Genomic DNA, 14,088 nt, shown 5'->3' on the forward strand with positions numbered 1-14,088 from the left:
GCCCGGTTCCCCCTCTCAACCCGACAGAACGGAGTCCCCAATGTCGTTTGCCACCCATCTTGCTGCCGGAACCCTGGCGCTTGGCCTTGCCCTGCCGGGCGTGGCCGCCGCCGAGGTCACGTTGAACGTGCTTTACAATCTGCCGGGTTTCACCCGCTTTCACCAGCCGATCGCCGAGGAATTCCAGAAGCGCCACCCCGATATCAAGATCAACTTTCTGGCGCCTGCCCCTGACTACAATGCCGGCCACCAGCAGGTGTTGCGCGCCGCGGTGACGGGCGATGCGCCGGATGTGTTCTTTTCCGGCTATCACCTGTTGTCCGAACTGACCGGGACGCTGTCCAGGCGCGGACAGATCACCGACCTCAAGCCCTTTATCGAGGCCGAGGGCGGGCAGGCGTTTCTGGACGCCAACTTCACGCCCCAGATGGCGGCGCTGGGGGTGATCGGCGGGGTGCAATACGGCCTGCCGGTCAATGCCTCGTCGCCGATCATGTACGTCAACCCCGATCTGGTGCGCAAAGGCGGCGGCGATCCCGACAACATGCCCACCACCTGGAACGAACTGATCGAACTGGCCGCCCGGATCAAGGCGGCCGTGCCCGAGGCGGCCGGAATGGCCTATGACATCGGCGGCTGGCCGGATGACTGGCTGTGGCAGGCGATGGTCTATCAACAGGGCGGCGATCTGACCGATCCCGCGACCGGCAAGGTGGCCTTTGACAATGACATCGGCCTGAACGCCCTGACCTATTTCCGCCGCTTCGTGACCGAGGGCGGGCAGGCGATGCTGGACTGGGACCAATCGCGCCAGCAGTTCGGCGCAGGGCTGACCGGCTTCATCTTCTCGACCCCGGCCCATGTGCAGACCATTCAGGGGCTGGTGGGCGACCGCTTCCCGCTGCAAACCACCACCTTCCCGCTGGACAATGCGGATGCGGGCGGCGTGCCGACCGGCGGCAATGCCATCGTGCTGCTGACCCAGGACGAGGCGCGGCAGAAGGCAGCCTGGGAATATGCCAAATTCGTCACCGGCCCCGAGGCGCAGAACATCGTGGTGCGTATCACCGGCTATTTGCCCACCAACATCCGCGCAACGGGCGAAGAGTTCCTGGCCCCCTACTACAAGGAAAACCCCAACGTGGCGACCGCCGCGCGCCAGGCTGATCGGTCGCGTCCCTGGGCGGGCTATCCGGGCGGGGATTCGGTGCGCATCTGGCGGACCCAGCGCGACATCATCGGCACGGTGATGCGCGGCGAGATCACGCCCGAGGAAGGGCTCAGGCAGATGGTCGAACAGACCAATGCGCTGATGAAATAACCCCGGCCCCGGCGCCGGACGGGCGGGGGCCATGTGCCCCCGCCCCATGCCTTTTCAGGAACCCGCCATGAAGATCCTGCAAATCACCGATACCCATCTGCTGCCCCCCCGCGCAACGCTGCACGGCATCGACCCGGCCGTTCAACTGGCGCGGGTGGTAGAGGACATTCTTGCCCATCACGCCGATGCCGATCTGGTCACCGTTACCGGCGACCTGTGCAACGATGGCGAACCCGCCGCCTATGCGCTGCTGCGCGAGATCCTAGCGCCGCTGCCCTGCCCCGTGCGGCTGCTGCTGGGCAATCACGATGCGCGCCCCGCCTTTCGCGCGGCGTTTCCCGAGCATCCGGCCGATGACAGCGGCTTTGTGCAATCCTGGCTGGATACGCCCCGTGGCCGGCTGCTGTTTCTGGACAGCCACCACCCCGACACCATCGGCGGACGGTATTGCGCCGCACGTCAGGGCTGGCTGGAAACCGCGCTGCATGGCGCCGGGCCGGTCGTGGTATTCATTCACCATCCGCCGGTGCCCGATGGTCTGGCGCATTTCGACGCCATCCGCCTGCATGACATGGCGGCCGTCACCGGCCCGCTGCGCACCCATGCGCCGGGTGTGGTGCATGTGGTCTTTGGCCATATCCATGTCCCGCTGGCGGGGACCAGCCCCGAGGGTTTTGCCTATAGCGCCGGGCAGTCCTGCGCGCACCGCTTTGTCACGGCACCGGATGATCCGACGCCGTGGTGGACCGAGGGTCCGCCCTGCTACCGCATCCTGATGTGGGATGACCTGGGCTTTCGCGCCTATGGCGTTCAGGTCGGCGAACGGCGGATCGCGCGCAGCGTATATTGCGCCGGGCCCTGAGCGCCGCGGCTGGGCGATCCGGTCCGCCTCAGCGCGCAAAGGTCACTTCAAAGACCAGCCCCGCCCCGTCGGAATAGCACCGCGCCGTTCCACCATGGGCCTTGGCCACATCCGTCACGATGGCCAGGCCCAGGCCGCAGCCTCGGGACTGGTCCTCGTCGAGGCGGTGAAAGCGGTCAAAGATCCGCTCGCACTGATCGGGTGGAACGCCCGGCCCGTCGTCGCGGAACCGAAGGCTGACCGACTGCGGGTCCAGCGTGATAGACACATCCAGATGACCGCCCGGATGCAGCGCATATTTTGCCGCATTGTCCAGCAGGTTCGCCACAAGCTCTTCGATCAGGACCGGGTCGCATTCGACAGGTCTTGGCGTGCCGATGACCGAAAAGGCCACGTCAACCCCGCGTCGCAACTGCGCTTCGGCAAAGGCGCGCACCCGGTTCCGGACCAGCGCCACCAGATCGACCTGCTGGACCAGCACCTTGAGGCTGCGGCCGCGCACCCGTTCGAGTGACAGAAGCTGCGAGGTGAGGCGGCTTGTCGCCCGCGCACTTTCGGCAAGGTCGGCGACGCGGGCACGCAGGGCCTGTTCGTTTGGCGCGCTGATCGCGGCTTCGGCCTGGCTCTGGATCGCGGCCACTGGATTGCGCATCTGATGTGCGGCATCCGAGATGAAGCCGTCGCGCAGCGCAAATGCCTGTGTCAGGCGGTCGAACAGGGAATTTGTCGTCTGCACCAGCGGGCGCAGCTCGGGGGGAACCCAGCGGCGGATCGGGCGCAGGTCATCGGCACTGCGCTGGCCGATGGCCTCGCGCAGATCCAGCAGGGGTTTCAGGCCAAGCTGGATGCCGAACCACAGGATCAGCACGGCGGTCAGCAGCACCGACCCCAGCAACAGCATGGACTGGATCACCAGTTCGCGCGACAGGGCAATCCTTTGACCGACATTCTGCCAGACCTCGACGACCACCCAGCCGCCGAATTGCGGCTCGCTGATGAACTCGCGCAGCGCCACGGCCCGGACGGGGCGCCCCAACGAGACGCTGTCGAAAAAGAACGGCTCGCCGCCCGCCAGACTGGCACCGTCCGGCAAGGCGGGCGGATCGGAATATCCGGTGACAAAGCTGCCGCCCGGCCCGGTGATGCGGTAATAGACCGGATCGCCCAGGGCGCTGGTCAGATCTTCCAGCAACTGTTCGGTCAGCATGTCGCCTTCGGAAATCACCACATCGCGCGAGATCGTCAGGGCGACGACCAGAAGTGTATTGTCATACAACTCCTGTGACAGGCGGTTTGCGGCATGATACCGCGCAAAAGAGGCGGCAACGGCCACTATGACCAGCGGCAGGATCAGCAGCGCGAACAGCCGCCCGCGCAGTGACAGGCGGGGCAGTCTCCGGCGGCGGGGCATCAACCGCCGTCCAGCATGTAGCCCAGGCCGCGTGCGGTGCGGATCGCCACGTCCGACCCGTCGATCTTGCGGCGCAGGCGGGATATCAGCAGTTCCACGGCGTTGCCTTCGACATCCGCGCCGGTGCCATACAGCGCATCGGCGATCCGGTCCTTTTCGATCAGTCGCCCGCGATGCGCCAGCAACAGCTCGAACAGCGCCAGTTCGCGGCGCGGCAGGTCCAGGTCGCGCCCGTCCAGTTGAACGGCGCGCTGTTCGCGGTCATAGACCAGCCGCCCGATGGTTTCGCGCAACGGGGCCACCTCGGGGCGCCGCCGCGTCAGCGCCCGCAGCCGCGCGAACAGTTCTTCCATCTCGAAGGGCTTGACCAGATAATCATCTGCCCCGGCGTCCAGCCCCTCGACCCGCTCGGAGGTCTTGCCGCGCGCGGTCAGGATCAGTACCGGCGTCGTATCGCCCCGCGCGCGCATCCGGCGCGTGATCTCGATTCCCGACAGACGGGGCAGATTCACATCCAGGATGGCAACATCGGTGGTGGCGGTGGTCAGAAAGACATCGGCGTCGGCGCCATCATCCAGATGGTCCACGGCATGGCCCTGATCCTTCAGGGCATTTTCGATGCCTTTGGCCAGGTTGTGATTGTCCTCGACAAGGATGACCCGCATTGGTGCAAAATTCCCGTGACGGACAGCTTCCCGACAGGAACAGTCCATAGTGTCGCTGATCAAGCCGGGCTTCGGAGGAGAAATCAAGCCCGGCGTGGCGCCAGTCGCCCTTCGCGTAGAGGGAGACGGCGTGTTTGGCATGAAGGGGAGGACGACATGACGACCAATACAACGCTCACGCGCCGCGGCGCGCTGGGACTGGCAGCCGGGGCGCTGGCACTGGGGCTGGCCGGACCGGCCGCGGCCGAAGTCAGCTTTGCGGGCAAGACGATCGAATGGATCATCCCGTTCTCGGCCGGGGGTGGCTCGGACACCTGGGCGCGGTTCAACGCGCCGCTGCTGAGCAAATACCTGCCGGGCAATCCCGTCGTGGTGGTGGTGAACGAACCCGGCGGCGGTTCGACCAAGGGCACCAACCTGTTCGCGGCGCGGGCCAAGCCTGACGGGCTGATGATCCTTGGCACCTCGGGCTCGACGCAGTTTCCCTATCTGCTGGGCGATCCGCGCGTGCGCTATGAATACAAGGACTGGAGGATCGCCATGGCGGGTCCGACTGGCGGGGTGGTCTATACCACGCCAAAGCTGGGCCTGAAGGGACCGGACGATATTGCCATGCTCAAGGGCAAGGAACTCGTCTACGCCAGCCAGGGCGCAACCTCGCTGGATCTGGTGCCGCTGCTGGGCTTCCGGCTGATGGATTTCAAGGTGCAGCACGTCTTCGGCTTCAAGGGCGTGGCGACGGGCGGCTGGCCTTTGAGCGGGGCGAGGTCAACATCGACTATCAAACCTCGTCGGCCTACATCAAGAGCGTCAAGCCGCTGGTCGATGCCGGGCAGGCGATCCCGCTGTTCAGCTGGGGTGTGCTGAACGAGGCCGGCGAGGTTGTGCGTGACCCGACCTTCCCCGACCTGCCGTCGTTCGTCGAAGCCTACGAGACGCTGACCGGCGCGGCGCCGACTGGCCCGGACTATGACGCCTATTCCGCCTTCTTTACCGCAGGGTTCCCGGCGCAGAAAATGACCTTCCTGCCCAAGGGCACATCGGACGAGATCGTCGCGGCCTATCAGAAGGCCTTCGAGGACATGAAATCCGACCCGGACTATCAGGCCAATGCCGAGGCGGTGCTGGGCACCTACGAACAGGTCACCGGCCCGCTGGCCCAGGCGCTGTTCGAACGTGGCACCACCATCGCACCCGAGCTGCGCCGCCAGGTGGCGGACATGCTGGGGTCCGAATACGGGGTCAAGCTGGGCGAGAACTGATCGTCACGCCGGGCAGGCGGTCGCCACAGAACGCCTGCCCCCCACCTTTCGCATGAAAATCTGAACCGTCGCGCCACATGCGACAAACACGGGAGCCGCTGCCGTGGTCGATACCCTTTTTGCTGCGCTTGGGGCGCTGCTGACCTTCCAGCATCTGTTCTACATGCTTATCGGCGTGTCGGTCGGGCTGGTCATCGGGGTGATCCCCGGTCTGGGCGGCATCGCCGGATTGTCGCTGCTGATCCCGTTCCTGTACGGCATGGAGGAGACGGCGGCGCTGGCCATGCTGATCGGCCTTGTCGCGGTGATCCCCACCTCGGACACGTTCTCGTCGGTGCTGATGGGCATTCCGGGGTCATCCGCAAGCCAGGCCACGGTGCTGGACGGCTTTCCGCTGGCGCGGCAGGGACAGGCGGCACGGGCGCTGTCGGCGGCCTTCATCTCGTCCATGGCCGGCGGGATCTTCGGGGCCATCATCCTGACCGGCTTTGTGGTCATCGCGCGACCGCTGATCCTGTCCTTCGGCTCGGCAGAACTGTTCATGCTGGCGCTGTTCGGCCTGTCGATGGTGGCGGTGCTGGCAGGACGCAGTCTGGCCAAGGGGCTGGCCGCCTGCTGTATCGGGCTGATCATCGGATCCATCGGCGGGGCGCCCGCGACCGGCGAGTTCCGCATGATCTTTGGCTTTGACTATCTGTATGACGGCATTCCGCTGGTGATTGTCGGCCTTGGCTTCTTTGCCATTCCCGAAATCGCCGATCTGTTGCGCCGCAACTCGGCCATTGCCTCGGGCCATGCATTGGGGTCGGGCTGGTTCCAGGGGGTGCGCGACTGGTGGGCAAATGTCTGGCTGTCGATGCGCTGCGCGGGCATGGGCTGCATCATCGGGGCGATTCCCGGCCTTGGCGGGTCGGTCGTGGACTGGATCGCCTATGGCCATGCCGTCCAGACCACCAAGAAGGATCCGCAGTTCGGCAAGGGTGACATCCGCGGCGTGATCGCCCCGGAAAGCTCCAACAACGCCATGCAGGGCGGGGCGCTGCTGCCCACCATGCTGTTCGGCATTCCGGGGTCGGGCGCAATGGCGGTGTTTCTGGGCGGCATGGTGCTGCTGGGCATCCAGCCGGGGCCGTCGATGGTCGGGGCGGATCTGAACATCACCTATTCCGTCGTCTGGTCGCTGGCGCTGGCCAATGTGATGGGCGCGGGCATCTGTCTGGCGCTGGCCATCCCGATTTCGCGGCTGACCCAGATCCCGTTCCAGCGGCTGGCGCCCTTCATGATCGTGCTGATCTGCTTTGCCGCCTTTCAGGCCACGCGGTCGCTGGCCGATCTGGTCGCGCTGCTGGGGCTGGGCGTGCTGGGCGTGCTGATGAAGCGCTTTGGCTGGCCGCGCCCGGCGCTGCTGATCGGCTATGTTCTGGCCCCGCAGGCCGAGACCTATTTCTATCAGGCGCTTCAGTTCAACGGCTGGTCGTTCGTGACCCGCCCCGGCGTGATCGCCATCGGGCTGATGACCCTGGCCTCGATCTGGTTCGGCCTGCGCAACCGGGTGGATGAACATGGCCATGTCGTGCCGAATGCCGATGATGCCCCTGACGTGCCCAGCTTTCGCGCGCATCTGCCGCAGATCGCCTTTGCCGTTGCCATGGCCGGGGTGCTGCTGGTCGCGCTGCTGGATGCGGTGCAGCACGATTTTCTTGCACAGGTCTTTCCGCTGTCGGTGTCGGTGATCGGGCTGGGGATGCTGGCCATTCTGGTGCCGCAGCTGATCCGGGGCAAGACGGGGCATCATTCGCACTTTGACGCCGAGCTGACGGGCGAACATGTCGGCCAGCCGGGCATCGGCACCCTGTGGGGCGGTCTTGGCTGGGTTGCCGGTCTGGTCGGGCTGACCGCGCTGATCGGGTTCTATGCCGCGCTGCTGGTGTTCTTTCCGCTGTTCCTGGTGGTGCGCGCCAAGGCCAGCCCGCTGGCCACCCTGCTGATGACCGCAGGCGCGGCAGGCGTGATCCTGGTGCTGGCCAACGCCCTGTCGCTGAACTTTCCCGCCGGGTTTGCACAGGACATGTTCGACCTGCCCTGGCCCTTCCGCTGACCGCCTTTTCGCCCGCGTCCCCCCGGACGCGGGCTTTGTCTTGCACCGCAGGAGACGACGATGGCCCAGACCGCCATTCCCTTTCACTTCTTTCGTGGCGGCACCTCGCGCGGGCCGTATTTCCGGCGCGAGGATCTGCCGCAAGACCGGGACACGCTGGCCCGTGTGCTGATCGCCGCCATCGGCTCAGGGCACAAGCTGAACATCGACGGCATCGGCGGCGGGGCGGCAGTGACCACCAAGGTGGCGATGCTGTCGCGCTCTGACAGCAATGACAGCGACATCGACTATTTCTTTGCGCAGGTCAGCGTCGAGGACGGGCTGGTCGATTTCAAACCCACCTGCGGCAACATCCTGTCGGGGGTGGGACCGGCCGCAGTGGAAATGGGCCTGATCGCGCCGCAAGGCGATGTCACGCGCATCCGGGTGCATTCGGTCAATACCGGCGCCAGGGTCGAGGCGGTGGTGCGCACCCCAGGCGGGCAGGTGGACTATGAGGGCACCGCGGCCATCGACGGCGTGCCCGGCACGGCGGCGCCGATCTATCTGAACTTCATGGATGTGGTCGGATCGGCCACCGGGGCGCTGTTGCCAACGGGCAGGCTGCGCGATGTGATCGACGGGATCGAGATCACCTGCATGGATGTGGCCATGCCCATCGCCATCGCCCGCGCTGCCGATTTTGGTCTGACAGGCTATGAAACCGCCGACGAACTGGACGCAAACCGCGACTTCTACGCCCGGATGGAACCGATCCGGCAAGAGGCCGGGCGCCGCATGGGCATGGGCGACGTGTCGAAATCGGTGACGCCGAAATTCGCATTGCTGGCCCCGCCGCGCCAGGGCGGCACGCTGACGGCGCGATATTTCATGCCCTGGAATTGCCATCCGACCATGGCGGTGACGGGCGCGCAATGCCTGGCCTCTTGCGCGCTGACACCGGGAACCGTGGCCGAGGGGCTGGCCACGCTGCCCGAAGGCACGCCCGCGCTGGTGGTGTTGGAACATCCGGGTGGGGCCATCGACGTGACGGTCGATTACGAGAACGGCCCCGATGGCTTTGTGCTGAAATCCGCAGGGCTGCTGCGCACCGCGCGGCTGCTGGCCAAGGGCTCGGTCATGGTGCCCGCCACCGTCTGGGACGGAAGATGAGGGTTCACATCCTGGACGACTGGTCCGACACGCTGCGCCATCTGCCCTGCTTCGGGCGGCTGGCGGGGCATGAGGTGACGGTCTGGACTGATCATGCCGAAGGGCCGGACCTCGCCCGCCGCCTGCACGGGGCCGAGGCGATCTGCCTGTTCCGCGAACGCACCCGCATCACCGCCGATCTGCTGGCCGCCTTGCCCGATTTGCGGCTGGTGTCCGGGCGCGGGGCCTGGCCGCATGTGGATGTGGCCGCCTGCGCCGCGCGCGGTGTGGCCTTTGCCTCGCGCAAACCCGCCGAGGCGCCGAACCACGCCGCTGCCGAACTGACCTGGGCGCTGATCCTGGCGGCCTTGCGCGATCTGCCGGGCCAGATGGCCAGCCTGCGCGCCGGGCACTGGCAGACAGGCGTGGGACGCACGCTGCGCGGCAAGACCATCGGCATCTATGGCCATGGACGCATCGGACGGCTGGTCGCGGGCTATGCAGAGGCGTTCGGGGCGCGGGTGCTGTGGTGGGGTTCCGCCGCCGGACGTGCCCGCGCTGTGGCCCAAGGTGGCACGGTGCCCGACAGCCGCGCCGCGTTTTTCGCGCAATCCGACATCGTGACCCTGCACCTGCGCCTGACACCTGAAACTGCGGGGATCATCACGCCCGAGGATCTGGCACAGATGCAGCCGCGCGCCCTGCTGGTCAACACCGCCCGCGCCGGGCTGATCGCGCCGGGGGCCTTGCTGGCGGCGCTCAGGGCCGGGCGGCCCGGCCATGCCGCGCTGGATGTGTTCGACGCGGAGCCGCTGACCGACAGCGCCGATCCGCTGCTGTCCCACCCCCGCGTCATCGCCACCCCGCATCTGGGCTTTGTCACCGAAGACGAGATTGATCTGCAATTCGCGGATATCTTTGATCAGGTGACGGCCTTTGCCGCTGGTCGGCCGATCCACCTTGTCACCCCTCCGGGCGCTTGATGCCCAGCAGGCGCGCCGCCACCGGCGCGCCCAGAATGACCACCACGATCCGGGTCAGGTGATGCAGGATCACAAACCCCAGATCCGCCCCCGCAACCAGCGCCAGCACCGTCATTTCCGCCTGACCGCCAGGGGCAAAGGCCAGGAACCCCTCGACCGGCTGGGCCAGCCCGGTCAAGGTCACGATCTCGGTAAAGATTGCGGCCAGCACCGCCAGAACCGCCACGAAGGCCAGTCCCGACAGGATGAAGCTGCGCAATTCGCGCAAGGTGACGCCGACATATTGCACCCCGATGCCCAGGCCGATGAACAACTGCGCCAGCAGGATCGCCTCGGCCGGGGGGCGGCTGTGGATCAGCCCGCCCAGCGACAGCGCCGCCGTCAGGATCATTGGCCCCAGGATCGAGGCGCCGAACAGGCCGATCCGCTCTGCCACCTTCCAGCCGATTACCGCCGCCCCTGCCATCAGCGCCAGTTCGATCACGGGCAGATCGCGCACCGGCGCCCCCAGCGCACCTGTCAGGCTGGAGCCATAGAGCCCGGTCAGGATGATCGGTGCCAGCGTCACGATGATCAGCACCCGCGTCGCATGGATCAGCGCCAGCGCCCGCGCATCGCCCCCCGCCTCTTTGCCGAACAGCACCATGTCCTGCAATCCGCCTGGCATGGCGGCATACCAGGCCGTGACCGGATCATAGCCCAGACGGCGAAAGAACGGCACGCCCACCAACCCGATGATCACCACATAGACCGGCACCAGCGCAACGCTGCCCGCCATCTGCGGAATGCGCCCCACCACCTCGGGCGTGATCGAGGCGCCGACCGCCACGCCAAGAATGGTGCGCGCAAGGGTGGAGATGGTGCCCATCCCCTTCAGCGGCGCTCCGGCCAGCGCGGCGATCAGGCAGGCCGCCATCGGACCGAACAGGAAGGGCAGCGGCAGGCCCAGCAGGTGGAACACCCCCGCCCCCAGCAGCGCAAGGGCCAGCGTGGCCATCCGGCGCGACATCTGATCAGGCACAAGGCTGCGGGGGGCGGGCAAAAGGGGCACGATCTGGTCCTTGCGCTAAATTGTATCCAACTGTATACATCTGAACACAGAAACTGCAAGCGAGTCGTTTCATGGCTGACGAAATCGAAGGCCCGCAGGGGCAAGGCGCCTATCGCCGCCTGCTGGAGGATATCCGCAGCGGGGCGCTGGCGCCCGGTGCGCGGTTGCGTGAAACGGACCTGGCCGAACGCCTGGGCATCAGCCGCACCCCCGTGCGCGAAGCGATCCGGCAGTTGGAGGCAGACGGGCTGGTCGTTCACCTGCCCCGGCAGGGCGCGACCATCCGCAGCCTCGATCATGCCGAAGTGGTCGAACTCTACGAGATGCGCATCGTGCTGGAGGGCACGGCGGCACGGCTGGCCGCGCGGGCGGCCTCGGACATCGAGCTGGCAGAGCTGGCGGCGCTGAATACCGAACTGGGGCAGGCCCCCGCAGGGCCTCAGGCGCGCGAGCTGAACCGGGTGTTCCATCGCACGCTGATCGAGGCCGCGCGCAACCGCTTTCTGATCAAGGCCATGAGCGCGCTGCAAAAGACCTTGCTGATCCTTGGCCCGACCACGCTGTCCGATCCGGGCCGCGCACAGACAGCGGTAGGCGAACATGCCGCCGTTCTGGCCGCCTTGCAGGCCCGCGACGGGCTGGCCGCCGAAATCGCCATGCGCGCCCATGTCGAGGCCGCCTTGTCCGCCCGCATCCGCGGAATGCGGGGCCGTGAACTGCCGATGGAGGATGGTGTATGAAAAATTGGCCCGAGGTCTTTGATCTGGCCGTCGTGGGCGGCGGCAATGCCGCCCTGTGCGCCGCGATCACCGCTGCCGAAGCGGGCGCCAGCGTGCTGATCCTGGAAGGGGCGCCGGTCGCCTATCGCGGCGGCAACAGCCGCCATACCCGCAACTTTCGCTGTATGCACCATGGCCCGATGGCGCCGCTGATCGACAGCTATGAGGAAGAGGAATATTTCCACGACCTGATGCTGGTGACCAAGGGCAAGACCGATGAGGGGCTGGCCCGGCTGGCCATCCGGTCATCCGAGGAGTGCCTGCCCTGGATGCAGGCGCATGGCGTGCGGTTCCAGCCGTCGCTGTCGGGCACGCTCAGCCTGGGGCGGACCAATGCCTTCTTTCTGGGGGGCGGCAAGGCGCTGGTGAATGCCTATTACAACACCGCCACCGATCTGGGCGTTCACATCGCCTATGAGGCGCAAGTCACCCATGTGCACCGCGAGGGCGACCGCATCACCCATCTGGAGGCAGAGATTGCCGGGCGCCCCGTGACGGTGGCGGCGCGCGCATTTGTTCTGGCCTCGGGCGGGTTTCAGGCCGATATCGACTGGCTGGCCCGCGCCTGGGGGCCCGCCGCGCGCAACTTCCTGATCCGGGGCACGCCCTACAACCGGGGCGTTGTCTTGCGCGACATGCTGGATCAGGGCGCGGCCTCTGTCGGCGACCCGACGCAGTGCCATGCCGTGGCCATCGACGGGCGCGCGCCGAAATACGATGGCGGCATCGTCACCCGGCTGGATTGTGTGCCCTTTTCAGTGGTGCTGAACCGCGAGGGCGAACGGTTCTACAACGAGGGCGAGGATACCTGGCCGAAACGCTATGCGATCTGGGGCCGTCTGGTCGCGGCGCAGCCCGATCAGGTCGGCTATGCGCTGATCGACGCCAAGTCGATCGACCTGTTCATGCCGTCGGTCTTTCCGCCGATCAAGGCCGATACGATCGAGGATCTGGCGGTCCGCATGGGGCTGGATCCGGCCCGCGTGGCGGCCACTGTCGCCAGCTTCAACGCCGCTTGCCGGCCTGGCCGCTTTCATCCGACCGAACTTGACGGGCTGGCCACCGAAGGGCTGGCCATCCCCAAGACCAACTGGGCCCGGCCGCTGGATACCCCGCCCTATTATAGCTACCAACTGCGCCCCGGCGTGACCTTCACCTATCTGGGGCTGAAGGTCGATGCCCGCGCGCAGGTTCATTCCGCCGAAGGCCCCATCCGCAACCTCTGGGCGGCGGGCGAGATCATGGCAGGCTCCATCCTGGGTCAGGGCTATCTGGCCGGGTTCGGCATGACCATCGGCACTGTCTTTGGACGCATCGCAGGCAAGGAGGCCGCCGCCCATGTCGCATGAGCTGAAATCGTTCGATCTTGCCGCGCTTGACCCGATGGACGAGGCCCGCCGCCAGATCGAGATCTGCAACGCCTGCCGCTATTGCGAGGGGTTCTGTGCGGTCTTTCCCGCGATGACCCGGCAAAAGGCCTTTGCCGATGGCGATCTGACGCAACTGGCCAACCTGTGCCACAACTGCCGCGGCTGCTATTATGCCTGCCAATATACCGCGCCGCATGAATTCGCGCTGAACATCCCCGCCGCGCTGGCCGAGGTGCGGGTGGACAGTTGGGAACGGCTGGCGCGTCCACAGGCAGTTGCGCGGGCGTTCCAGAGCCACGGGGTGGCCATGGCGGGGCTGCTGGTGGTGGCGCTGGCCTGGTTCTTCTGGGCGCTGACGGCACTGCGCCCTGACTCGGGGGCGGGGTTCTATGCGCATCTGGCGCATAACACGCTGGTGGCCATCTTTGTCCCCGCCTTTGTGCTGCCCCTGGCGCTGATCGCGCTGTCGGTGCGGGATTACTGGCGCGAGGTGGGCGGGGGTCGGGTGCGGCTGGCCCATCTGCTGCGGGCCTTCGACAGTGCGGCGCGGATGAAGAACCTGTCGGGCGGCCATGGCGAGGGCTGCAATTTCGAACAGGGCGACCGTTTCAGCAACCGCCGCCGGGTGTTCCACCAGTTGATGATGTATGGCTTTCTGCTGTGCTTCGGTGCCACGGCCAGCGGGACAGTGATGCACTATGCCCTTGGCTGGGAGGCCCCCTATCCGCTGTGGTCGCTGCCCAAGCTGCTGGGTGTGCCGGGGGGCGTGATGATGGTGGCAGGCGCCGCAGGTCTGGCCTGGCTGAAGCTGCGCGCCGATCCGGCGCTTGGCGCCGCGCGGGTCTGGGGGGGCGAGATGGCCTTTGTCCTGTTGCTGGGTGCGGTCGCGCTGACGGGGCTTGCGCTTTATGCGGCAACGGGATCGGGGCTGGTGGGGCCGCTGCTGGCCATTCATCTGGCCACGGTCATGGTGCTGTTCCTGTTGATGCCGTTTTCCAAGATGGTGCATGGCTTTTTCCGGCTGGCGGCCCTGGTGGCCGAGGCGGGCAAGCCTGCGCCGGGCGGCGGCGGGGGCGCCTGACCGCCCCGGCCCCATCAAGGCGCTTGATCGCTGGCGCGGTTGCCGTCATCCTCTGCCCTACGCCTGCCCTTGGG

General features: G+C 66.7%; 13 protein-coding genes. 10 read left to right on the top strand and 3 right to left on the bottom strand.

All coding sequences use genetic code 11. From position 1 onward, the window contains the following. Positions 1-40: 40 nt before the first annotated feature. Together BW970_RS09430 and BW970_RS09435 are read left to right on the top strand one after the other, a co-directional pair. Positions 41-1,321 (top strand): ABC transporter substrate-binding protein, encoded by a 1,281-nt coding sequence (locus tag BW970_RS09430; RefSeq protein ID WP_076530535.1) that lies wholly within the window; start codon positions 41-43, stop codon positions 1,319-1,321. Between the two features lie 67 nt (positions 1,322-1,388). Beyond that, positions 1,389-2,183 carry a phosphodiesterase gene (locus BW970_RS09435; protein ID WP_076530537.1) on the top strand — a complete coding sequence of 265 codons (795 nt, stop codon included), beginning with the start codon at positions 1,389-1,391 and terminating at the stop codon, positions 2,181-2,183. Between the two features lie 28 nt (positions 2,184-2,211). Here BW970_RS09435 and BW970_RS09440 read toward each other — a convergent pair whose 3' ends face one another. Further along, entirely contained in the window at positions 2,212-3,594 is a 1,383-nt protein-coding gene (locus BW970_RS09440) for a sensor histidine kinase (RefSeq protein WP_076530539.1), read from the bottom strand. Beyond that, positions 3,594-4,259 (bottom strand): response regulator transcription factor, encoded by a 666-nt coding sequence (locus BW970_RS09445; RefSeq protein ID WP_076530540.1) that lies wholly within the window; start codon positions 4,257-4,259, stop codon positions 3,594-3,596. The genes BW970_RS09440 and BW970_RS09445 overlap by 1 nt, the downstream gene beginning before the upstream one ends. Before the next feature lie 156 nt (positions 4,260-4,415). On the opposite strand from BW970_RS09445, the gene BW970_RS21080 reads away from it, so the two are divergent. From BW970_RS21080 to BW970_RS09465, 5 genes are all read left to right on the top strand, one after another. After that, positions 4,416-5,126 (top strand): type 2 periplasmic-binding domain-containing protein, encoded by a 711-nt coding sequence (locus BW970_RS21080; RefSeq protein WP_229740481.1) that lies wholly within the window; start codon positions 4,416-4,418, stop codon positions 5,124-5,126. Beyond that, on the top strand, positions 5,120-5,521 hold the full coding sequence (locus BW970_RS21085; protein WP_229740482.1) for a hypothetical protein: 402 nt from the start codon (positions 5,120-5,122) through the stop codon (positions 5,519-5,521). Before BW970_RS21080 ends, BW970_RS21085 begins: the two co-directional genes overlap by 7 nt. A 163-nt stretch (positions 5,522-5,684) precedes the next feature. Further along, complete coding sequence (locus tag BW970_RS09455; RefSeq protein ID WP_076531069.1) at positions 5,685-7,619, top strand: tripartite tricarboxylate transporter permease; 1,935 nt, start codon at positions 5,685-5,687, stop codon at positions 7,617-7,619. 60 nt (positions 7,620-7,679) lie between these two features. Continuing rightward, complete coding sequence (locus tag BW970_RS09460) at positions 7,680-8,771, top strand: 4-oxalomesaconate tautomerase (protein ID WP_076530543.1); 1,092 nt, start codon at positions 7,680-7,682, stop codon at positions 8,769-8,771. Continuing rightward, the gene (locus tag BW970_RS09465; RefSeq protein ID WP_076530545.1) at positions 8,768-9,733 is read left to right on the top strand and encodes a D-2-hydroxyacid dehydrogenase family protein; all 966 of its coding nucleotides are present in this window, start codon (positions 8,768-8,770) and stop codon (positions 9,731-9,733) included. The genes BW970_RS09460 and BW970_RS09465 overlap by 4 nt, the downstream gene beginning before the upstream one ends. On the opposite strand, the gene BW970_RS09470 is transcribed toward BW970_RS09465, so the two are convergent. Further along, positions 9,714-10,742 carry an AbrB family transcriptional regulator gene (locus BW970_RS09470; protein ID WP_076531072.1) on the bottom strand — a complete coding sequence of 343 codons (1,029 nt, stop codon included), beginning with the start codon at positions 10,740-10,742 and terminating at the stop codon, positions 9,714-9,716. The genes BW970_RS09465 and BW970_RS09470 overlap by 20 nt on opposite strands. A 113-nt stretch (positions 10,743-10,855) precedes the next feature. Here BW970_RS09470 and BW970_RS09475 point away from each other — a divergent pair, with 113 nt between their 5' ends. From BW970_RS09475 to tcuB, 3 genes are read left to right on the top strand one after another with little or no spacing between them, the layout of a single operon-like run. Beyond that, a complete protein-coding gene (locus BW970_RS09475; RefSeq protein WP_076530547.1) occupies positions 10,856-11,524 on the top strand; it encodes a GntR family transcriptional regulator in 669 nt (222 codons plus the stop codon). Then, positions 11,521-12,912 (top strand): FAD-dependent tricarballylate dehydrogenase TcuA, encoded by a 1,392-nt coding sequence (gene tcuA, locus BW970_RS09480; protein WP_076530549.1) that lies wholly within the window; start codon positions 11,521-11,523, stop codon positions 12,910-12,912. The genes BW970_RS09475 and tcuA overlap by 4 nt, the downstream gene beginning before the upstream one ends. Beyond that, entirely contained in the window at positions 12,902-14,014 is a 1,113-nt protein-coding gene (gene tcuB, locus BW970_RS09485) for a tricarballylate utilization 4Fe-4S protein TcuB (protein ID WP_076530551.1), read from the top strand. The genes tcuA and tcuB overlap by 11 nt, the downstream gene beginning before the upstream one ends. Positions 14,015-14,088 lie beyond the last annotated feature (74 nt).

It is taken from the genome of Gemmobacter megaterium, assembly GCF_900156815.1.
GTDB classification, from domain to species: domain Bacteria; phylum Pseudomonadota; class Alphaproteobacteria; order Rhodobacterales; family Rhodobacteraceae; genus Wagnerdoeblera; species Wagnerdoeblera megaterium.